Here is a 22568-nt window from a genome sequence, read left to right as displayed (position 1 = left end):
AAGTGTTGCAATCGCAAGAAAATCAGGCTGTTTGGAGATTTTAGCATAGCTCCGCTATGGTGAAATTGAAAACAGCAACGAAGTGGCTGATTTTAAAGCGATTTCAGCACGTAATAGAATGTCTATTGCATATTTCGGGTTAAAGCTAAAGTAGTCTTTCAATTTTTAGGGAAACTAAAACATATCTGCTAAATTTTTAGTCCATATACCCTAATCGGATGAAAGACAGCATTTACTGTATAGTTTTCGCTTTATTCCTTGCATGTAGCGGACAGAAAAATGGAGCCGACGGTGCACTACCTCCCTTGGAAATCACCATGGACACAGTCGTAATAGATCCTGGCGAGGAGATTTTATACCTCAAAAGGAGAGTTAGGGTAAATGCAATAAGTGAGGATAAGAAATACCTTTACAATGTTGATCCCCTGAAACGCAGTATTGAGCAAATCAACCTCAATAAACTAGCTCAGGAAAAAAAACACCACTTCGAAAGGGAGGGGTCAAATGGCACCGAAGCTATCTGGGCAATTTTTTTAATTGGTGATGACAAGCTACACATAAACAATAGTACGAATAAACATGTATTCAATTGGCAAGCGGAAAAACTCGAAAGTTTCAACATTACTGAAATAGGCAAAGATTTAGGCCACATGGAAGAAGAATATAAGATTTATAAAACGATAAGTATAGCCTCAGACGGTAAGCAATTTGCCTCTTTAATATCCGATCATGAAAAAAAGGACATGTCTTTTGCAAAATAAACATTGAAGACAGAACCTTTAAGAAATTTCCAGTCCCAGCCATTGATAAAGCCAGGAATTTTGAAATATCATCCAATGAGGGTGGAATGGGTAGCACTCTAAGTGCCCGTCGATATTTAATATAATAAAGGAGGGAGGAAAAGTATTACTGGGAACCAACGTAAGTAATGAACTCTATGTACTGGACCAAACAAATGACTCCCTCAGGCACATCACCTTCAACAGCCAACTGAACCCAAATGAAAAAAGTGGTAACTATCCTTCTGAAGTTGGAGATCAGTCTCAATTTGATAGCTACTATCAAAAAATAGCGGAAGATATTAACTTTATGGAACCTGTTTGGGATGAAAAAAACAGGTATATTATCGTATGTCTTTTCGGTCGAAATTTGATGAAAATGTTACCGCCAGAGAAGGTCAACCATTCCTTCCCACCGGATCTGAATGTTATATAAGTGTATTGGACAAGGACCTCAATTTAATCGCAGAAGACCATTTCCAAACAATTGATACCTATCCAAATATATATTTTGCCAAAGACGGCAAATTATGGCTATTTGAAAATATCGAAGATGAAATGGGCTTTGTAAGGTTGGAAATTAATTGGTAATGGAATTCTTTCGTGGCAGACTCTCCCACATTCAATCTTAAAAATCTTACCTAATACTTCTCCCTATATAGTCAGCTTGCATTTTTAGTTGATCGTTTCAAAGGTCCTTCCTTTTTGTTTAGAGAAATGCGATTGAACATCCACTGGGTTTGATGACCACCGAATACACAACAAAAACGCATGTTAAGAGCAGAAATTAAACCTCTCAAGCCATTTTCACAGGACAAAATTTGTCATTATCACCACCGTAAAATTGTAATTTTATTTCTTAAAGATATTCAATAACTTTAAGGTTAACTATTGACAAAAATTACCCGTTAAATTATGCTGAATGCAAATGACATTTGGCTAAATAATTGTCATATAAAATTATCAATTTTAAATAAATGACACGAGTCATACCCAAAATAAAACACAGGTTATCCTTTCCTTTCACTTTACTGCTCCCTCTCTTGGTGGGCTGTGGCTGGGAGAAACCTGAAGCCATCCAACAGGCCTATAAGGACCTGCCGGAAGCCATAGATTTTAATTACCATGTCAAACCCATTCTCTCAGACAAGTGCTTTGCCTGCCATGGACCCGATGCAGCCAACCAAGAAGCTGATTTAAGACTTGACCTGGAGGAGTTTGCCTATGCAGCACTAAAAAGTAATTCGGGGCATTATGCCATTGTTCCGGGTAAACCGGGCAAAAGTGAGGTAGTAAACCGTATACTGACAGAGGATAAGGAGTTGATGATGCCTCCACCTGAATCTAACCTAAGCCTGAGTACATCCGAGATAGCCACCTTAACCAAATGGATAGAACAGGGAGCCAAATACAAACCCCACTGGTCATTTATCCCTCCGGAAATGCCAAAGATTCCTGAGATTGAGGATAAAAGCTGGGCTAAAAATGAAATTGATCATTTTGTAGCGGCCAAATTGAAAAGCAAAAATCTAAATCCCTCAGAAAAAGCCAGCAAAGAAAACCTTATTCGTAGGGTAAGTTTCGACCTGACAGGTCTTCCTCCTTCCCTAGAAGAAATCGAAGAATTTGTTGACAGCGATGACCCTAAGGCTTATGAAAAATTAGTCGACAGACTCCTTGCTTCGGCGGCCTATGGTGAGCGAATGGCCGCAGACTGGATGGATGTAGCCCGATATGCCGATTCCGATGGCTATTTGGATGACAAGCACCGAGACTTCAGTCCTTACCGGGACTGGGTCATCCGAGCTTTTAACAAAAACATGTCCTACGAGCAGTTCATCACTTGGCAATTGGCCGGAGACCTTATTGAGGAACCCACGCAAGAGAGCATACTGGCAACTGCTTTTAACCGACTACATAAAAAGAATTCTGAGGCCGGTATCGTTTTCGAAGAGTACAGAGCAGAATATGTGGCTGACCGCACCTCCACCGTTGGAAAAGCCATTATGGGCTTAAGTATGGAATGTGCCCGCTGCCATGACCATAAATATGACCCCATAAGCCAAAAGTCCTTTTACCAATTGTCCGCATTTTTCAACAGTACCAATGAGTTGGGCACTGCGGTATATGGCCCAGGTCAAGTTCCTGGCCCGGCCTTATTGCTTACAAACGAAGAACAAGGCAAGATTTTAAATTACATAGACAATCAGATAAAGTCCAAAGAAACCCATTTGGGTGATTTGCAAAAAGAAGCTCAAAAAACACAGCATATCGAAGAAGCCAACCTTCTGCAAAACCTACAAAAAAAGCTACCTACAAAACTTGTAGCCGCTTATGATTTTGACAAAATAATTCCTGGAACCAATAAAACAACCTTCACAAGCCCCGGAAAAACTTCACAACCTGGCCCAGTAATTATCAAAGAGCCTGTAATAAAGGCTGGAGCTGAGGGTCAAGGCGTTTTCATCAATGACTTTACTACCCTAAGTCTCCCGGACAAAGTGGGTTGGTTTGACCAAACAGATCCCTTTTCCGTAAGCCTTTCGGTATTTCCCGACACGGTTTACAACGAAGCAGTTTTGTTTACCCATTGCGAGGATATTCGCTTGGGACTAAAAGGCTATTCTCTATTTCTGGAAGACAATAAATTAAACTTTATCATGGCCTACAGTTGGCCAGACAATGCCATTCAGGTAAAAACGCTAACAGCTATCCCTGAGAAAGAATGGACAAACCTAACCATTACTTACAATGGTATGGGTAAAGCTGACGGCATTGGTATTTATCTCAATGGAGAAAAAGTGCCTGTATCAGTATCAGCTGATAATATTTATAAATCCATTTTATTCAAACCCGACATTCACACCTACGGATTCAGAGGTTTTGTATTAGGAGTCAGGGACAAAATGAAGACTTTCCTCAATGGCGGTCTGGATAAATTAAGAATTTATGATCAGGAATTAAGTGCTTTGGAAGTACTCTATGAAACCAATCCTGAGAAAGCCAAAAAAGCCATCACAAACCCCGCAAATCAGATTGACAAAGCCATGATTGCCGATCATCACTTTAGGAGTGACAATCCCGAAGCCAAAAATATCAGAAAGGCAATTGTGGATTTAAGAAAAGAAAGGGCTAAAACCACTACTGATATTAAAGAAATAATGGTAATGGGTGACCTTGAGGAGCCTAGGCCGACCTATATTTTGGACCGGGGAATGTACAATGCGCCCACGGAACAAGTTGATCCCGGTATTCCTGAAACTGTTTTTCCTTACAATGAAAAGTGGCCAAAAAACCGATTAGGACTGACAAAATGGGTTTTTGATCCCAAAAACCCATTGACAGCCCGTGTGTTTATCAATAGAATCTGGCAAATGCATTTTGGAAAAGGGCTGGTCATTACCTCTGATGACTTTGGCAATCAGGGAAGCATGCCATCACATCCCGAACTTCTGGATTGGCTAGCCGTTACCTTCCGGGAATCTGGCTGGGACATCAAGAAAATGCACAAACTTATTGTGATGTCTTCCACTTATCAGCAATCTTCTAAAAACACACCTGATTTGTTGGAAGAAGATCCAGACAACCTTTTGTTGGCAAGAGGCCCAAGTTTTAGAATGACGGCAGAAATGGTTCGTGACAACGCCCTTGCCATAAGCGGACTGCTAGTTCAGAACACCAGTAGCGAAAGTGCCTACCCTTATCAACCTGATGGGCTCTGGGATGAAATCTCTACCAAATCCTGGAGGTACAGGTATTTGCAGGAGCCTGGTGATGGGCTCTACAAAAGAAGCCTCTACACCATATGGAAAAGAACTTCCGGACCTCCTTCCATGATGATATTTGATGTCAGCGACAGATCAGAGTGCAAAGTGAGGAGAACTGAAACCAGCACCCCTTTACAGGCACTGGTTTTATTAAATGATCCGCAATACGTAGAAGCAGCAAGAGTAGCTGCCGAAAAACTAATTAAAAAATACCAACCAGAAGAACAACTGGCCAAGGCCTTCAAATTAAGCACCGGTAGACAAGCTGATGCCAAAGAAATGGAGATCATTGAACAATTTTATCAGGAAGAGCAAGAGCGCTTTGGACAGAATAAAGGAGACGCAATGGCTTACTTAAGTACAGGTAGTAAACCTTTGGACAATTCGCTGGATCCAGTTAGAGTAGCCTCATTGGCCACTGTAATAAACGGTATAATGAATACCACTGAAGGGTATACAATAAGATAAATATCGCCATGAACGAGAATGACATAAACAAATTCGGAGAAACAAGACGTGGCTTTTTGAAAAAGACTTCACTGGGCTTTGGCGCCATTGCTTTGTCCAGCCTTATTGGACAAAAAGCTGGCTTTGCCGAAGCTCCTGATAGCTCAGGACTCTACAAACCACAGGGGCTTTACACAGGCACCCACTTCCCTGCAAAAGCCAAAAGAGTGATTTATCTTTTCCAGTCTGGCGGGCCTTCTCAAATTGAAACCTTTGATTACAAACCCTCACTGGAAAAATGGCATGGCAAGGAAATACCTCCTTCCGTACAGGGAACCCAGCGAAATTCTGGAATGGTAGCAGATCAATCTACTTTTCCTTTAGTGAAATCAATTTATGATTTTAAGCAATATGGACAATCTGGAGCTTGGGTAAGTGAAATTTTTCCTCACACTGCCAAGGTTGTAGATGAGCTTTGCATTGTCAAATCCATGATCACCGAGGCCATCAACCACGAACCTGCCGTCATGTTTATGCAAACAGGTTCGCAATTGAGCGGTAGACCTTCTATAGGCTCCTGGTTGAGTTATGGTCTGGGAAGTGACAATGAAAACCTGCCCAATTTTGTAGTCCTGCTTTCAAAAAGCCCTGGATCACAGCCTTTAAATTCCACGGCCTGGGGAAACGGGTTTCTACCCTCCCATCATCAGGGCATTCAATTTCGTTCGGGCAAAGATCCTGTTTTATACTTGAATAATCCGCATGGGGTACATGACCATGACAGGCGTCGTGCCCTGGACCATATCGGTAAGCTCAATGAACACCAGTTTGACTTGTGGCAGGATCCTGAAATTCAGTCCAAGATCAGCCAATATGAAATGGCCTATAAAATGCAGAATTCCGTTCCGGAGGCGGTGGACACCAGCAAAGAACCTGATTATATTTACGAACTTTATGGGGAAGATGCGAGAACACCTGGCACCTATGCTTCCAATTGCCTGCAAGCCAGAAAACTTGCAGAACGTGATGTGAAATTCATTCAGCTCTACCATATGGGATGGGACCAACATGGCAGTTTGCCTAAAGGCATCAAGCGCCAAGCCTTAAGTACAGACCAGGCCACCGCAGGTTTGATTCAGGACCTTAAACAAAGAGGTTTGCTAGAAGACACTTTGGTCGTATGGGGTGGTGAATTTGGTAGGACCAGCTTCTCTCAAGGAAGGCTCACCGCCGACAATTATGGCAGAGACCACCATCCTGGATGCTTTACCATGTGGATGGCAGGAGCAGGAGTAAAAAAAGGAATGGTCTATGGAGAAACGGACGAGTTTAGCTACAATGTGGCTAAAAACCCCGTACATGTGCATGATTTTCAAGCCACATTACTCCATTTATTGGGCATAGACCATGAAAAACTAACATTCAAACATCAAGGCAGAAGATTCAGACTTACAGATGTCCACGGACAGGTAGTAAATGAACTCCTGGCATAAATACAATTCATGCATTCACGAAGAAAATTCATTCAAAAATCCATCACCGGTGGGGCAGTAATTACTGCAGGAATACCTCTTTTCAATATCAACTCAAATGCCGCGCAGCTTCAAAAGGACATACTGGGCCATGGTGATTTCCAGTACAGGATAGAAAGAGACTGGAGCAAAACCAACAGCAACAGCCATCCGGTCAACAACTGCCATGAAATGGTCATGGACAAAAACAACAGGTTAATATTGTTGACAGACCATCCGAAAAACAATATCCTGATTTACGATACTTCGGGAAAAATTTTAGACACATGGACATTGGGATTTTCCGGAGCGCATGGTTTGTCTATCTCGGAAGAAGGTGCTGAAGAATTTTTATTTATCACAGATACTGGTTTAGGAAAAGTAGTAAAATGTACCATGGATGGTGAAATTCTTATGGAATTGGATCACCCATCCAAGATAGGTGCATACACCGAACATGCATTTTACCGACCAACGGAAACAGCCATAGGTCCCAGTGGGGATATTTATGTGGCCGATGGTTATGGTTCACAGTTTATCTTGCAATATGACAAGACAGGGCAATTTATTCGGAAATTTGGAGGAGACAGTTTTCTCCAGCCAGACAAATTCAAACAAGCCCATGGTGTAGCCATTGATTACAGAGACCCTACCAACCCTACCTTACTTTGTTCTGCAAGGATAAAAAATACGTTCAAGCGATTCACATTAGCTGGCGAATACCTGGAAGACCATTACTTACCTGGGGCATACATTAGCCGACCTGTTTTGGATGATGAAAACTTGTATTCCGGAGTCTGCTTTGGAATGGAAGAAGGCAATTATAACATGCATTTAAACAAAGGCTTTGTCACTATTTTAGACAAAAACAACAAGGTCGTCTCCAACCCTGGAGGTACCGAACCGGTCTACAAAAATGGCAAGCTAGAGCTCATGTTTCAGGAAAAACCCATCTTCAAACATTGCCATGATGTCTGTTTAGACAGAGACAAAAACCTATATGTTTGTCAATGGAATGCAGATGGTGTTTATCCTTATAAATTACACCGGGTGTAAATTTACACTTACCTTTTTACTGGCATTTTAAAAATTATTGCAGGAAATGTAATTTATCTGACCTACATTTGAGCTCAATAAGTTCTTTAATTATTTCCTCATCAACCGAAATTAGGTTTTACTTAACGTGAATTAATAGGGAATCGTGTGAGAATCACGAACTGTCGCGCAACTGTAAGTAACTACAAAGGTTTTTACCCATAGCAAATCCACTGTTCTTGAATTAAGAATGGGAAGGAAGGTAAAAATGTTACAAGTCAGGAGACCTGCCTATTTCGAATTGACTATGCTTTCGCGATTTGAAGTGTGAAGTCAGGTTCGGTGTTACCATTTTAAGATCAATTGTTTTCCCAGGGATAGTTGTGTCTTTTTTGGTAAGTTCTCAAACCTTCCATTACTTCTTTTCGCTAAAGCAACCCGGAATAACGCAAAGGGCTTTTAACTCATTTTATTCATTTAAAAGTTAAAAGAACATGCAAACGCACATTCTTGGCTATCCGCGAATTGGTAGCAAAAGAGAACTCAAAAAAGCCTGTGAGCAATATTGGTCAGGCAAAATTTCAAGTGCTAAACTAATGCAAGCAGGAAGAGAAATCCGCTTCCAAAACTGGAAAACACAGCTTCAACTGGGAATTGAGCTTATTCCAGTAAATGACTTTTCTTTCTATGATCAGGTTCTTGACATGTCTCTGTCAGTAGGAGCCATTCCAGACAGGTATCTCCCCCTAATTGAAAACCAAGATGTTTCTGAACTGGAGCTCTATTTTGCAATGGCAAGAGGCTATCAGAAGGACGGTTTGGACATTACTGCAATGGAAATGACCAAGTGGTTTGACACCAATTATCATTATCTGGTTCCTGAGTTCACCGAAAAACAGGACTTTAAATACCATTCTTGCAAGATTGTAGATGAATTTATTGAAGCCAAAAGTATGGGAATCAAAGGTAAGCCCGTACTAATTGGCCCTGTCACATATTTGTTGCTTGGAAAAGAAAAAACAAGCGGATTTGATAAAATTGACCTACTTGATAAGCTCTTGCCGGTTTATCTGGAAATATTAAAAGACCTGGAAAAAAATGGTGCGGATTGGGTCCAATTCGATGAGCCTTTTTTAGGACTTGATCTCAACGAAAAGGAAAAAGAGGCTTTCCAAACCGTATACCAAACCATAAGAAAGGCATTCCCAGAACTAAAAATCCTTCTAGCAACCTATTTCGAAGGATTGAATGAAAATACAGAACTGGCATTGTCCCTTCCTATTTGTGCACTTCATCTGGATTTGGTACGCAATGCAGATCAGTTGGAAAAAGTACTATTCCATATCCCAGAAAAGTTAAGCCTTTCATTGGGTCTAGTAGATGGTAGGAATATCTGGAAAAATGACTTTCAAAATTCCCTCAAAACCATAAATCTGGCTATCAAGAGTATAGGGCAAGAAAGAATTATGCTTGCTCCTTCCTGTTCCTTACTGCATGTACCTTATGACCTAGAGGCCGAAACCAGGGAAGAGGTTTTATTGCCGGAGATCAAACAATGGATGGCCTTTGCCAAGCAGAAATTAAAGGAGCTTGTCCTACTGAAGGAATTGTCTTTGCCTAAGCCGACTAAGGAAAGTTTACTTGAGCAAGAAAGGAATAAGGAAGCCATAGCTAGCCGTAAAAATTCTGGATTGATCCACAATAAATTGGTGAAACTAAAAGTGGATGCCATTTCACCTTCCGACGATCAAAGAAATAGCCATTATTCTGTCAGAAGGGTATTGCAACAAAACCTCCTTAAATTACCTCCCCTGCCCACTACCACCATTGGTTCTTTTCCACAAACCCAGGAAGTAAGGAATTGGAGGTCACAGTTTAGAAGAGGATTTATTGACCCAAAAACATACCAAAATCTGTTAACAGAGGCTACTGAAAGAACCATCCGAAAACAAGAGGAAATAGGGCTGGATGTACTGGTACATGGTGAGTATGAAAGAAATGACATGGTGGAATATTTCGGCGAGCAACTGGCCGGATTTACTTTCAGCCAATTTGGTTGGGTGCAAAGTTATGGCAGTCGATGCGTAAAGCCACCTATCATTTATGGAGATGTTTCACGCCCTGAACCCATGACAGTATTCTGGTCTTCTTATGCCCAATCCTTAACCAAAAAATGGGTAAAAGGTATGTTAACAGGTCCAGTCACTATACTACAATGGTCTTTTGTGCGCAATGATCAACCAAGGTCTCAAACATGTCAACAGATCGCATTGGCCATCAGAGATGAGGTAAATGACCTTGAAAAAGCAGGAATAAAAATCATACAAATAGATGAACCAGCCATAAGAGAAGGACTACCTCTGCGAAAAGCAGAATGGGAAGCTTACTTAAACTGGGCAGTCCATGCCTTTAGGTTGTCCTCATCAGGAGTCAATGATACTACTCAGATCCATACCCATATGTGCTATTCGGAGTTTAACGACATTATGCCGAGTATTGCAGCCATGGATGCTGATGTCATTACCATCGAATGCTCTAGGTCACAAATGGAGCTTTTGGATGCTTTTGCAGAATTCAAATACCCCAATGAGATTGGGCCAGGTGTCTATGACATCCATGCGCCAAGAGTGCCTTCCAATAAAGAAATGGTACACTTGATAAAAAAAGCACAAGATGTAATCCCAACAGCCCAACTTTGGGTGAATCCGGATTGTGGATTAAAAACCCGACAATGGGAGGAAACTGAAAAAGCACTGAAACTTATGGTAGAAGCTGCCATAGAATTAAGGGAAATAGAGAATACTTCCGATAATTAAGCAAAAATCAAATTTAACCCGGGTCAGGTAGCTTTAAACCTACATTTCACCTGATCCGGGTAAATATTTACTGATCAGAAGTTGTGTTCAACTGTTCTTTCAGCAATTCGTCTTCCATCATTCTTTGTTCGAGTTCTTTGGCATAGGTTCTTCCGGCCTTAAAGCCAAATTCTGTATAGGCCCTTGCCGCCCAATCTTTGGCCAAAAACAAGTCTCCAAGTACCTCATATCCCAAAGATATATTGTAACAAAGCTTCCCATAGGTTTTATCATCTCCAGGAAGGGAAAGCCCTCCTTGCCAGCTTTGAATTGCATTTTCCCATTCATTGACTTCCGCAAAGCGAGCGCCTTTTTCTAAAGAGGCATATTTCTTTGATTTGGCATAAAAGGTACGGTTTAGGTCTATGTACATCGGTGCAATCCTTCTTGCATATGCTGCACCTGCCATTTGCCCCACATACCTGGTAGCTTGAGCTTTTTCTATCAGTAACAACATGGCTTGGGCTTTGGTCTCCGCCTCTGCCGACCATAGGTTGGTTTTAGAAAGGTCACTTTGGTCTAAAATATTGCCACTTTCAGGGTCATACAATCTAAACCCTACCTGTACGGAAGCAAGCCCTTCCACCAATATACCGGGCACTTCTATGGTTTTGGCATTATCATCTTTTCCAACTTTTTTCTTGATGGTGATCCTTTTGTCTGTAATGACAAAATCCGAACTGAATTTTTCCAAAGTCAATACCGCATCAGTTTCATAACGCATGCAAAGATTTCGAACCATTTCCCTATTAAGAGGTGCAGGGAAAGTTTGTGAAAAGAGCCCTCCAGTCAATCTTTCACTTGCCCGCACTATTTCATACCTAGGAGAAGTATTAAGATCCTGATGAATGGAAGCCAAGGTACCATCAATGGCATTTTTCACTTCAAAAGGAATTTCTCCAGTAAGAAGTCCCTCAATTATTGCTACTCCCTGACTTTCAGGCTTCGTCCTGTCTACAATGAGTAAACGCTGCACCTGATTCGGTATATTAATCTCTGCTGGCATTAATCTCGTTATAGAAACATTTTTTGTGCAGGAACCAAATGCCACTAGCATCAAAACGAAGAGTAAACATTTAAAAATCTCTGAATTGAGGAATTTCATAAGTTTGAGTATTTTTTTGCAATTTAACTGAAATTATGCAGAAGTTATTGGCTCCTAAGAGCTAAAAAAGGGGCTCCCCTTTCGAAAAGCCCCTTATTATGATAAATTTAAATCACCTCACTACCAAGGTTTCCCAGTACCTTGAATTACCCAAGGCTTGGACCAAGCACTATTGGCTCCGTCTACTTCAGAAAAATTGGTTGTTTCCAAACGGTTCATGGCTTCTTCCGAATTGGCTCCATTAAGATTTCGTTCTTCTACCATATAATAAAAACGAACAGGCAAAACAGATCGTATGGTATAAGGTCCGGCCTCCAATTCAGGATAGCCAGTTCTTCGGTAATCAAACCAAGCCTCTGCAGCAGCGGTCCAAGAGGACACCCACTTTTGCTCCATCAGTTGTTTTAATGTACCATCGAATTTAACACTTTCCTGTTGCAGGTAATTTTCTACCTGACCAGAAATTCCCCAACTAGTAAATGAAGCCTGAATGGCTTTATTGTAATACTCTTCAGCAGTTCCTCCAACAGCCCAACCTTTCAGTGCGGCCTCAGCCAAAATAAAATTAACCTCTGTTGCTGTAATTAGTCTGGCTTTTAGCAAAGGACCATTGGGTTCCCTGTATCGATCATTAAGCCAGGAAACATGGGGGTTAAATGAAGCCTGATTGGCATCTGGGCTAAGGTTGTATACCTGTGAGCCCGCGATACCCGGAGGAATTCCAACATAATCAGGATTCTGGCTGATGTCTTCAAGCGCTACATTTCTACTTTCCAACACATCTGGAGAAAGGTACCTTTTTCCATCTTGTATTACGTCTGTTCCTGCAGGCAAACTGGCATCAACTACCAAAGGTATTTCTACCGGGTTGGCCCAAACTCCAAGCCTTGGGTCATTATTTACCCTCATGGCTTCTACCAGAGTTTGGCACATTTTTAACCTCCTATAGTTGCTTGCATCAACATCAAATTTGGTATTTTTAGGCCAGCTACTTGCTTCACTCTCTGTATTAAAAGACATGGTAGCATCATCCCCGGTACTGGTGATGATGGGATATGTCCCTGGATCGGCTAGTATAGTTTCAATACCTTGCTTGGCAAAATCAGGCAACTTTTCCGACAATCTCATGTAAAACCTAAGTTTTAAGGAATTGGCCATCTTCCTCCATTTTTCAGGATTACCACCAAAGTAAACATCTGCCCCTTCAATAGAGCTATTGTAAGATCCTTTTGGCTGAGAAAGCAATTGATTGGCAGTCTCTAGTTCCCCAAGTATTCCTCTATAAATTTCCTCCTGAGTATCAAAGGAAGGAAAAGTAGCTTCAGGAGTTCCTTCAGCACCTTTGAGTGCTTGAGAATAAGGTGCGTCTCCCCAAAGATCAGTAATAAGTCCGAACATCATTCCGCGAATCACCAAAGTGACTCCCTGATGAAGTTCTTGATCCAGCTCTACAGCCCTGTCATAAACAAATTGGTTGTTTCTAAGGATAGCATAATAGCCAGACCAACTATTGCTTCTGTTCCAGTCATAGGAATTGTGTGATCCTGACCATCCATCCTTTTGAGTATGTTGCATCACTCCTGCAATGTCTTGATACCCAAGATTCAACACAGTTTTGCCTGCCTCGGTCAACACTGTTGAAAGCACCAGGTTGGGATTGGCCGATTCAGGGCTTGCTCCATTTGGGTTAATATTCATCTCTATGAGATCTTCCTTACAGGAAAATGTACACAGCAATAAAAGCGCCCAACCGAAAATTAATTTATTTTTGATAATCATAGTAATTTCGTTTATCAGTTGAAAACTAACACTTAAAAAGTAGCATTTACTTTAAACCCAATTGGCATAACCCAAGGCATCACATTCCATCTTTCTATTCCCTGTTTAAATTGGGTCCCTGCTTGTGTGCCTCCTGATGGTTGAAACGCCATCTCTGGATCTATATTGATTTTTGCTGCTGTCCAGAGAATAATATTCCTGCTATAAACCGAGAAGCTAAGATTTTGCATTTTTAGTGATTTCGCAAAGTTCTGTGGTACATCATAACCTAGAGAAACCTCTCTCAACTTCACAAAAGAGGCATCATATAAGAATGCCCTTGCAAAACTCCAAGCTGTACTGCCCGCATAAGGCAAGGTTAAAGTTCCTCCTGGCTGACCAATGTTTTCGCCTAGGTTTTCAGCATAAGCTGTAGGGTTTCCATTCTCGTCAAATTCTGTAGCATAAACCCCAGGAATAAATACTCCTCCATGTGGCAAAGTAAATGGTCCATATGTGAATGGATAACTTCCGTATTCTGGAGTCGGCCCACCAACCAATGGAAAGTTATTGCCATTAATCAAAACCATTGATTCCTGATTGTTTACAAGATAATTCTTCAGAGCTTCTCCTTCCAATTCTCCTGGATTGATCAGCTTATCCAAGAATACAGATGACCTGCCATGTTCTTCACCGAATCTGTAAGTTTGGGACACAAAATCACCACCATTTCTCCAGTCAAATGTCATGTTCAAATGAAAGTTTTTATAAGACAAGGAGGTCTGCATTCCAAGAATAAATTTAGGATTGAAATTTCCAATCTTATTTCTTGAACTCACAGCATCAATGCTTTGCCATTTTCCGGTTTGATCCAAAATTGGGTACCCAAAATAGGGTGACTCAGGATCTTTTACAGTCACAACTTCCGCATCATAAATATCCCCAATCTCTTCTCCTACATAAGTCCATGAACCCCCTCTGGCATCTTCCCATAAGGTATAATACGGCATATTATCAGCCAATTCAATAATTTTGGTCCTGTTCCTAGTCAGGTTAAGGTCCACAGTCCAATTCCAATTATTGTTTCTGATGATGTCCGATCCAAGGGTTAGTTCAACACCCTCACTTTGTAAAAGACCAGCATTGATATTTTTTGAGGTATACCCTGTAGATGGCGGTAAACCTATGCTAAGGATTTGGTTTTCATTCTGTACTTTATAGTAGGTTCCACTAAATCTAACTCGATCATTGAAAAGATGTAAATCAATTCCACCTTCGTATGAAGTAGCAATTTCAGGTTTCAGGGTAGGATTCAATAAACCACTACGCAATGATAACCTTGGTATATTGCCCCATGCTCCAGCATTATACAATGTACCTAACAAGTTGTATGGACTAGCATCATTACCTACAGAAGCATATCCACCTCTCAATTTCACCAAGCTAAAAGGCTCAGGTAAATCAAGCATTTCACTGACCAATACGCTCAGCGCTGCAGATGGATAAAAGTAAGGATCTGCTGCAGGCAATGTACTGGACCAGTCATTTCTAGCCGTTAGATCCAAATATAGCATGTCCTTATAGGAGAAGTTTGCCAATCCATATAAACTGTGAATTCCTCTCTCAAAGCTACTATTGCCGTATTGAATATTATCAGGGGCTATATTGCTAAGTGTATAAACCCCAGGTGTAATCAAGCCCACACCGGATTTGGAACCTGCGAATAAATTACTTCCATTTTGGTACCTAATGTTACCACCACCTGAAAGTGTAATTCCAAAATCATTTACATCCTTATTATAGGTAAGTAGGAAATCTGCGTTGGTTTCCAAGCCATGAAGCTCTGTGATACCATAGGCACCTTCTGGTTCCTGGCTGTAACTCCTACCTATTTTACTCTCTCTGGTTTCATTATATAAGTCCAAGGAATAACGTGCAAAGAAGTTAAAGGAAGGTGAAATCTGCCAATCCGCTTTTACATTCCCAAACACCCTGTCTCTTTTGAAGCTATTGTTAACTTCATTGGCAAGGAAATAAGGGTTATCTGTTACCCTAACTTCTCCACCGGCATCCATGGTTTTTTGCTCCAATCCTTCCTGACCTGGAAGCCAATAGTCCTTTAAGTCCAAAATATTGACATGGGGAGAGGTTTCATAAGCCCATTGTAAAGGGTTGGTACCTCGTTCACCAGCAGGCCTATTATTGGAATTGTTTCGACTCACATCAATATTGGTACTGAAATTCAACTTATCACTTACCTTAAGGTTGGAGTTGATATTTAAGGTATTCCTGAATAAATCTGAATTCGGTATAATACCCTTATTCCTCATATTGGAATAAGAGATTCTATAGTTCATGACATCATTGCTATTGGCAACTGAAAAGCTATTGGAAGATGTGATACCTGTTTGCACAAAGTTTTTAACATTGTCAGGATAGGAAACCAAAGGCATCGCTATGGGATTACCATTTTCATCCAAAGGGCTGTTCCATTGCACTTGCTCGTAACCTTTATCCAATTCTGCACCAAAGGCAGCATTTACGTTCTCTTGAACCAAACTTCCAAATGGGTTGGTCAAAGGGTTTCCACTAATATCTACAGGAATAGCAGAATATTGTCCTGCTCCAAATTTACTGTGCCATTTAAGGTATTTGTAAGGCACATCAAAAACAGTATTGGTACTTACATTCACTGTTAGTCGGTCTACATTCCCTCCTTTGGTGGTAATAAGCACTACTCCATTTCCTGCACGAGATCCATATAGCGCTGCGGCACTTGGCCCTTTCAGGATGGAAATGTCAGCAATGTCATCAGGGTTAAGACCCGAAATGGCATTTCCATAATCGACCCTGTTTTCGGAGCCAACCGAAGACACATTATTAAGCGTGTTGGCGATAGGAACACCATCTACTACAAAGAGCGGCTGGTTGTCGGTATTTAATGAGGTAGCCCCTCTAATTACCATACTTACCGATGAACCCGTACCACCTGTGGTACTGATGGTAGCACCGGCTACTTTTCCTGCCATGGCATTAAGAAAACTTTCCTGAGCCACTCTAGTCATTTCTTCGCCACCCACACGTTCTATGGAATAGCCTAGAGAAATTTCTTCCCTTTTAATTCCGAGGGCAGTGACAACAACTTCATTCATCTCTGAAGCATCTTCCCTTAGCTGCACATTAATAACAGAACGGTTGCCTACCAGTTCATTAATTGGTTCGAAACCTATAAATGAAAACACCAAAACCGTGTTGTTATCAGCAACAGTTATGGAATATTCTCCATTTACATCAGTGGCAGTACCTGACTGACCTCCCTGAATAAGTACATTTACTCCGGGAATACCTAAGCCATCTCCCTGAGAAGTGACTTTACCTGTGACTCGCCTACTTTGAGCCAAAGCTTCTGGAACTACGGATCCTATCAGGAAGCATAGCATAACTAAACAACACCAGTTTCTAAATTTTGTAAACCTGTTCACCATAAATTATTTTTATAGTTTAAACTCTATTTCCTAATATACTTAGTTACCTCAAAAACATACCACTCTATTCACAATATATATTGGCAAATAAGTACAATCTCAGAAACCTAAACCCTAGTTAGGTATTATTTAAACATTTCCATATTGTTAACAATAGATTATGAGATAGTTTATTCTGAATTATCATCTTAGAACTAATGTTTTCCAAATACCCTGTTGGACAAAGGATTAAATGGCTTTTTACTAAAAAATGGTGAAATGACTTATTGTAATAAAAAAAGGCTGAATCCAAAGGCCTGACCAAGGAATGAAAACATATAAATTATTTTACCTACCCAATAAATGAAACCTATCCCATACTAAGGCCAGTTAATTTTAACCCGGATTATGTAATAGGATTTCTCCGCCCTGACAATTGTCAGGGGTGAAGCCTGTCCCGTGTTTACGGAAAGTGTTGCAATCGCAAGACAATCAGGCTGTTTGGAGATTTTAGCATAGCACCGCTATGGTGAAATTCAAAACAGCAAAGAAGTGGCTGATTTTGAAGCTATTTCAGCACGTAATAGATTGTCTATTGCATATTTCGGGTTTAATCCATAATTCTTGGAAAGCCTTATTTCAATCTGTTCTTTAACTTATCAATCAATCCCAATTTCTTTTTCAAACCATGCCCTGGACTAATACGATAAATAAGGTTTAGTCGATAGTTTCCAGTCCCCAAATTGGCCTTATAGCCATTAACTGCTGCCAAATTCACTTGATTGTAAACATAATTGACATTAAGAGACCACCTATCCGAATTGTATCCTGTAAATCCCCTCATTAAAAAATTAGGCCGGACCGACCAATTACTATTACCTGTTCCATCTTCATAATTGAAATAGGTCCTGCCTATTGATAAACTAGAAGCTGCAGATAGGGTAATAAAAAAATGCTTTTTTATAATCCAGGAATAAGCATAGCCAAAATTGGGGCCTATTTCAAAGTATTTGATCTGATCGAAATTATTAGGAACTGATTGTAAAGGTAGAATACCCAAGGCATTTCTTACCTGACCTCCATAAACTTCCGCGCCGGCCATAAATGAGCCTGCGGATTTTTTTTGCCACTCGTTCTGCAAAAAGGCCGCCCTATAGGAAAACTTATCTCCATTAAATAAGTACTGAACGGAAGCTCCCACCTTTCTAAGTTTCATGTCTGGGAAAATTCTCGATTCATTATTATTATCTAAAGTATTTCCCCTTAATAAATAATAGCCATTATAAAATTGTCCAAAAAAATCTATGACCCAATTTTTAGGATAAGCATGCGCTTGCAAATCAAAATATTTGGAATCTCCACGTTGCTTATCTGGGTTTAAAAACCCGAAACCATAGGCGAGGTTTAATGTCAAGCCTTCGTAAGTAGCACCAAGCCCAATGTTCAAGGTAGAATTCGGTCTATACCAATAACTTTCATCGGCAACCTTTATACCCAAACCTGTATACTTCCTGGACATATAAGTTCTCAGCACTAGTTTATCAGGATAGGTCATATAATATACTGTTGAATCTATTGGCTCCTGCGCTAAAACACTATAATGAAAGGTCAGGGAAATGAGGGTCAATATAAAGACATATTTCATAGGAGCATTTAAATTACATCAATATCATTGAAAGCAACTTATTCGGAGGATTAAAATGTAACCTACTAGAAAAAAGGGAGGTTAGGAAAAATTAATTCGAAATAACCTCCATTTAATTACTAAAAAAAGAATAAGTATAAAAAGTTGCTTAATCACCCAAAACAAAGGTACGGAATTTTGAGCAAATAAAGCAATGAATTCATCTTAGTATACTTCGATATTTTAAAGAAATAATCACAAATCAAAAAAATGGCCTTTAAAGAATTCATCTATACTCCCTTAGCAAAAGGTAGGATAATTATGCAAGGACAATTGCATTTGGTTTCTATTAACTGATTTTTCATCCTTTAATACTTGAAATTGAAATGAAAATTGAAAAACCATTCTATAATAAATAGAAACAGCCCCATTATTGGCCCTAGCCGATAATAACCAGTTTAAAACATCCTTGATTATTGGCGGAAATAGATCATTTTCAAGATTAAAATTAAAAATTTTGAAATTAATTATTTATTAGAATAATACAATTAATTTCTTAAGGTTTTGGAGCTAAAGGTAAGCGGTTTAGTACATAGAAATTTTATAATTGGTCTAGTTCCATCTATTCCTATTGTCTACACTATTCTATAAAAAACATTACCCGCTGATAGGAAATAACAGGATCATGGCACTCTAGAAATGCTTACCGATTAAACCCGGCTATTACTTATTCCGTGCTTTATTTGAGGAGGTACTTTGTTATATAAACTAACTGTTCCTCGGAGAGGAAATGCGAAAAGTTTAGACCTAAATTTTATCCTTACCTAAAAACCACTTTCGGAAGTAGTATAGTATTGGATTTTTGTATTTGAGCTGCTTCCAAGGCCGGCTACCATGAGGCCTATGCCAAACGGGCAGGTCTGGCAGAATGTAATTATCGAAGCCCAAACTTATTGATTTCTGACTAATATGCGTATCATACCAATCTTTACTATTATCCAGATCAGTGAAATCATATTTCTCTAAAAAGTTCTTACTTATCAAGGTACAGCAAAAACTAAGGCTTCGCGTAGTCTTTGCCGGATCCTTACTCTTTAATTGTTTGAATTTAAGATAAGGAAAATTCACCTTTCCCTCAGCATCTTGTGTTATCGCTCCTACCAAACCTACATTGGGGTTTTCATTGGAGAAATTCACTAGACTTTCCAAGGTATCTGGATTTATCTTAACATCCGATTCGACTACAATTAAAGGCAAGCCAGCTTCTAAGGCTGATTTTTGTGACAGTTGGAGTACTGTCTTATAATTAGGTGATGGATTTGAAGTCACATCTTCCAAATGAATCAGTTTAAAGCCTTTGGCTTTGCTGGCTGTTTCTAATGCAGCTTTAGTTTGATCAGTAGAATAATCATTAAAAACCCAATAATCATAAACTCCTTTGGCGTCAGAAATGGCCTGAACTGTTTCTAAAGTCGCCTCTAAAGCATCTTTTACGGGTGTAACTACAATTGCCTGCATCTTGGAAAAGTAAGAATTATCCCCGGAAAATTCCGGGGATAATATTTAAAAATTAATTCAATTTTGCTAGCACTTCTTTGATTCGCTTAAGCGCTTCTTTCAATTCATCTTCAGAGGCTGCATAAGACAATCTCACTGAATTTGGTGCTCCAAATGCGGCTCCTGTAACCAAGGATACATTTGCCTCTTTAAGCACATAAAGACAAAAATCATCCGCAGTTTCAATTTTCTGATCGCCTGCTGTCTTACCGAAAAAGGCAGAAACATCAGGGAAAAAGTAAAATGCTCCTTCAGGAACGTGTGTTTTGATACCTGGTATATCACGCAATAAACCCAAGACCAAGTCTCTTCTTTTAAGATAGGCTGCCGCCATTTCTTCAGTTGGCTTTTGATCACCAATCAAACCCGCAAGGGCTGCACGCTGCGCTATGCCTGTTCCACCTGAGGTAAACTGACCTTGAATTTTCTCACAAGCCTTTGCAATAAACAATGGAGCACAGATGTAACCTACTCGCCATCCAGTCATCGCATAACCTTTAGAAAAACCATTTACAGTAATGGTACGGTCAAACATGCCTGGGAAAGAGGCTATGCTAGCGTGAGAACCTGTGAAATTGATCAACTCATAAATTTCATCGGCTATAACTATAAGGTTTTCCTTGCTCTTGATAACATTAGCAATGGCCTCTAACTCATCCTTGCTGAAAACAGATCCTGACGGATTACATGGTGAGGAATAAATCACAGCTTTGGTCTTATCCGTAATGGCTTCTTCTAATTGACTAGCGGTAGCTTTAAAGTTATTTTCAAGGTTACCCTCTATAAGAACAGGAACACCTCCGGCCAATTTGATCACTTCAGAATAAGATACCCAATAAGGAGAAAAAATGATCACTTCGTCTCCTTCATTAATCAAACACATGAAGATATTGGCAATTGAATGCTTTGCACCTGTAGAAACTACAATGTTTTCTGCTTTGGCTTCAGAAATGTTATTTTGATCCCTTAGTTTTTTGGCAATGGCCTCTCTTAGGTCTTGGTAACCAGCAACTGGAGGATAAGAAAAATATTTCCCTTCATCAATAGCTGCTTTAGCAGCTTCCTGTATGTGTTTAGGCGTTTTAAAATCAGGTTCTCCCAAACTCAAACCGATAATATCGATTCCTTGAGTCTTTAATTCCCTGGCTTTTTTTGCCATAGCCAGCGTAGCTGACTCTTCCATATTGTTAATACGATCAGATAGGATGGAATTCATTTATATTTTATTTAAATTACGTTTGATTATCAGATTAGTAAGACCTATTAACCACCAAATTAATTTATTATGATTGATGACCTTTCTGCCACTTTTTTAATTTTGCAAAAATAAGGATAATGACAACGATTCCTAAATCTTTGACTAGTTTTGAAAAATGTAACTTTTGATAACTAGGATGAATGCATTGGATTTTTAGTCCTAATCACAACATCAAGCCCTATATATTCGTTTTTAAATTGTTATGAAAAAACTCATTTACTTATTTTCTGTAGTGCTGTTTTTTATTATTTCGGTTGGTTTCGGTCAGGAAGAAACCAGTATAACTGAGGTAGACTCATCTGGTGTGGAAGAAAACAGATTACTTCCTACCTCTACCCCTATACTATTGTTCTCTGATGCAGAGGACAATTTGAAGGAAGAAAAAAAGAAGAAAAGGAAGAAAAAGAAAAAGAATTTTCACTTCGGCGAAAAAACCAGTCGGGGTTTAATCAAAAGTAGTTTTAGGGATCAGATTACCTATCAGTTTTTCAATTACACCACTAGGAACAAAAGAGTCGATCCCTATATAAGGGATATTTTTTGGTACGACACCAAAAACAAAGCCATCAAAAATGGCAACTTCGATTCCTCCAAAGGCTATTTGCTTCATGGTCCCTATGAAAAACGAATCGGGGAAAATGTAGTTGAAACTGGTATGTATTTTTACGGCACCAAACATGGTCGATGGATGAGTTTTGATGCAAAAAACATTCTTTTAGACAAAAGGCATTATTCAGAGGGATGGCCCAAGGCCTCAAGAATCACCTATTACAATCGAGGGGAACGGAAAATAGAAAAGTTAACCCCAATAGAATACGATTTGGAAGAAGGTAATTTTTTCCATTTTTACCCTGATGGGCAGGTAGCCGTAGCAGGGGAATACAAATTTGGAGAACGGATAGGAATCTGGACCGAATATTGGCCAAGAGAAAGTGACAAAACCGTGAAGAAAAGAGAAATCCAATACCAAAATGAGGCCCTAAACAATAGCTTTAAACCATTTATAAGGGCTGAATGGGACAAAGAAGGAAATCTTATCTATAGCCGCAATCAATAAAAAGCATCTTCGAAATGTTTAAATGCTATCCCTCCTGATTTATTTCGGTAAACGCCAACTATATCGAATCGGATATCTTTTTTCCAGTCTTTCTCGTATATGTAATGATCGGCAGCTCTAATGATTAGTTGCCTTTTCCTATAATCCACAAATTCTTCCGCATAACCATAACCTGTTCCACTACGAAACTTTACCTCTACAAAGACCAAAATCCCTCCTTTTTCCATTATTAGGTCTATCTCCGCATGCTTGTACCTATAATTAGCAGCAACGAATTCAAAACCATTGGCTACCAACCAATCCTTAGCGAGCATTTCAGCCTCCTTTCCCTTGTCATTGTGTTCAGCCATT

At 39.8% G+C, this 22568-nt stretch carries 15 protein-coding genes and 1 riboswitch; of the genes, 8 read left to right on the top strand and 7 right to left on the bottom strand.

The window, feature by feature from the left end; all coding sequences use genetic code 11:
- Nucleotides 1-218 precede the first annotated feature (218 nt).
- The 7 genes from AC13EX_RS14205 to metE all read left to right on the top strand — a co-directional run bounded on the left by AC13EX_RS14205 (nt 219) and on the right by metE (nt 10355).
- Nucleotides 219-761 (top strand): DUF4221 family protein, encoded by a 543-nt coding sequence (locus tag AC13EX_RS14205; protein ID WP_482893181.1) that lies wholly within the window; start codon nt 219-221, stop codon nt 759-761.
- A 112-nt stretch (nt 762-873) separates the two neighbouring features.
- Nucleotides 874-1215, top strand: a complete 342-nt coding sequence (locus tag AC13EX_RS14200) for a DUF4221 family protein (RefSeq protein WP_482893182.1) — start codon at nt 874-876, stop codon at nt 1213-1215.
- Nucleotides 1131-1370, top strand: a complete 240-nt coding sequence (locus tag AC13EX_RS14195; protein WP_482893180.1) for a hypothetical protein — start codon at nt 1131-1133, stop codon at nt 1368-1370. The genes AC13EX_RS14200 and AC13EX_RS14195 overlap by 85 nt, the downstream gene beginning before the upstream one ends.
- Before the next feature lie 386 nt (nt 1371-1756).
- Nucleotides 1757-5014, top strand: coding sequence for a DUF1553 domain-containing protein (locus tag AC13EX_RS14190; protein ID WP_482893179.1), 3258 nt, complete (start codon nt 1757-1759; stop codon nt 5012-5014).
- Between the two features lie 8 nt (nt 5015-5022).
- Nucleotides 5023-6486, top strand: coding sequence for a DUF1501 domain-containing protein (locus AC13EX_RS14185; protein ID WP_048641851.1), 1464 nt, complete (start codon nt 5023-5025; stop codon nt 6484-6486).
- A gap of 9 nt (nt 6487-6495) precedes the next feature.
- Complete coding sequence (locus tag AC13EX_RS14180; protein ID WP_048641850.1) at nt 6496-7560, top strand: NHL repeat-containing protein; 1065 nt, start codon at nt 6496-6498, stop codon at nt 7558-7560.
- Between the two features lie 96 nt (nt 7561-7656).
- A riboswitch (cobalamin riboswitch) is annotated at nt 7657-7848 on the top strand.
- Between the two features lie 185 nt (nt 7849-8033).
- Nucleotides 8034-10355: a 5-methyltetrahydropteroyltriglutamate--homocysteine S-methyltransferase gene (gene metE / locus AC13EX_RS14175; protein WP_482893178.1), complete on the top strand. Its 2322-nt coding sequence runs from the start codon at nt 8034-8036 to the stop codon at nt 10353-10355.
- A gap of 67 nt (nt 10356-10422) precedes the next feature.
- Here metE and AC13EX_RS14170 read toward each other — a convergent pair whose 3' ends face one another.
- The 6 genes from AC13EX_RS14170 to AC13EX_RS14145 form a co-directional block, all read right to left on the bottom strand.
- On the bottom strand, nt 10423-11499 hold the full coding sequence (locus tag AC13EX_RS14170; RefSeq protein ID WP_482893177.1) for a DUF6340 family protein: 1077 nt from the start codon (nt 11497-11499) through the stop codon (nt 10423-10425).
- Nucleotides 11500-11619: 120 nt separating this feature from the next.
- On the bottom strand, nt 11620-13278 hold the full coding sequence (locus tag AC13EX_RS14165) for a SusD/RagB family nutrient-binding outer membrane lipoprotein (RefSeq protein ID WP_482893176.1): 1659 nt from the start codon (nt 13276-13278) through the stop codon (nt 11620-11622).
- 32 nt (nt 13279-13310) lie between these two features.
- Nucleotides 13311-16697, bottom strand: a complete 3387-nt coding sequence (locus AC13EX_RS14160) for a SusC/RagA family TonB-linked outer membrane protein (protein ID WP_482893175.1) — start codon at nt 16695-16697, stop codon at nt 13311-13313.
- 658 nt (nt 16698-17355) lie between these two features.
- Nucleotides 17356-18366 carry a DUF4421 domain-containing protein gene (locus tag AC13EX_RS14155; RefSeq protein WP_482893174.1) on the bottom strand — a complete coding sequence of 337 codons (1011 nt, stop codon included), beginning with the start codon at nt 18364-18366 and terminating at the stop codon, nt 17356-17358.
- 786 nt (nt 18367-19152) lie between these two features.
- Nucleotides 19153-19863, bottom strand: coding sequence for a glycosyltransferase (locus AC13EX_RS14150; RefSeq protein ID WP_339712788.1), 711 nt, complete (start codon nt 19861-19863; stop codon nt 19153-19155).
- A gap of 52 nt (nt 19864-19915) precedes the next feature.
- Complete coding sequence (locus AC13EX_RS14145; protein WP_048641845.1) at nt 19916-21118, bottom strand: pyridoxal phosphate-dependent aminotransferase; 1203 nt, start codon at nt 21116-21118, stop codon at nt 19916-19918.
- A gap of 244 nt (nt 21119-21362) precedes the next feature.
- Between AC13EX_RS14145 and AC13EX_RS14140 the strand changes: the two genes are divergently transcribed.
- Nucleotides 21363-22217: a toxin-antitoxin system YwqK family antitoxin gene (locus AC13EX_RS14140; RefSeq protein ID WP_048641844.1), complete on the top strand. Its 855-nt coding sequence runs from the start codon at nt 21363-21365 to the stop codon at nt 22215-22217.
- Here AC13EX_RS14140 and AC13EX_RS14135 read toward each other — a convergent pair.
- Nucleotides 22211-22567: a YraN family protein gene (locus tag AC13EX_RS14135; protein ID WP_048641843.1), complete on the bottom strand. Its 357-nt coding sequence runs from the start codon at nt 22565-22567 to the stop codon at nt 22211-22213. The two genes, AC13EX_RS14140 and AC13EX_RS14135, sit on opposite strands and share 7 nt — an antisense overlap.
- Between the last annotated feature and the right edge of the window lies 1 nt (nt 22568).

This window comes from Cyclobacterium sp. L-R, assembly GCF_056859355.1.
Note: the sequence above shows the minus strand (reverse complement) of the source record. Positions and strands in the feature narration are given on the sequence as shown.

Coding starts and splice junctions, on each gene's coding strand:
- AC13EX_RS14180 (WP_048641850.1), top strand. CDS start 6,496: ATGCATTCACGAAGAAAATTCATTCAAAAATCCATCACCGGTGGGGCA.
- AC13EX_RS14155 (WP_482893174.1), bottom strand. CDS start 18,366: ATGAAATATGTCTTTATATTGACCCTCATTTCCCTGACCTTTCATTAT.
- AC13EX_RS14145 (WP_048641845.1), bottom strand. CDS start 21,118: ATGAATTCCATCCTATCTGATCGTATTAACAATATGGAAGAGTCAGCT.
- AC13EX_RS14135 (WP_048641843.1), bottom strand. CDS start 22,567: ATGGCTGAACACAATGACAAGGGAAAGGAGGCTGAAATGCTCGCTAAG.
- AC13EX_RS14170 (WP_482893177.1), bottom strand. CDS start 11,499: ATGAAATTCCTCAATTCAGAGATTTTTAAATGTTTACTCTTCGTTTTG.
- AC13EX_RS14150 (WP_339712788.1), bottom strand. CDS start 19,863: ATGCAGGCAATTGTAGTTACACCCGTAAAAGATGCTTTAGAGGCGACT.
- AC13EX_RS14190 (WP_482893179.1), top strand. CDS start 1,757: ATGACACGAGTCATACCCAAAATAAAACACAGGTTATCCTTTCCTTTC.
- AC13EX_RS14205 (WP_482893181.1), top strand. CDS start 219: ATGAAAGACAGCATTTACTGTATAGTTTTCGCTTTATTCCTTGCATGT.
- AC13EX_RS14165 (WP_482893176.1), bottom strand. CDS start 13,278: ATGATTATCAAAAATAAATTAATTTTCGGTTGGGCGCTTTTATTGCTG.
- AC13EX_RS14195 (WP_482893180.1), top strand. CDS start 1,131: ATGTCTTTTCGGTCGAAATTTGATGAAAATGTTACCGCCAGAGAAGGT.
- metE (WP_482893178.1), top strand. CDS start 8,034: ATGCAAACGCACATTCTTGGCTATCCGCGAATTGGTAGCAAAAGAGAA.
- AC13EX_RS14185 (WP_048641851.1), top strand. CDS start 5,023: ATGAACGAGAATGACATAAACAAATTCGGAGAAACAAGACGTGGCTTT.
- AC13EX_RS14140 (WP_048641844.1), top strand. CDS start 21,363: ATGAAAAAACTCATTTACTTATTTTCTGTAGTGCTGTTTTTTATTATT.
- AC13EX_RS14160 (WP_482893175.1), bottom strand. CDS start 16,697: ATGCTATGCTTCCTGATAGGATCCGTAGTTCCAGAAGCTTTGGCTCAA.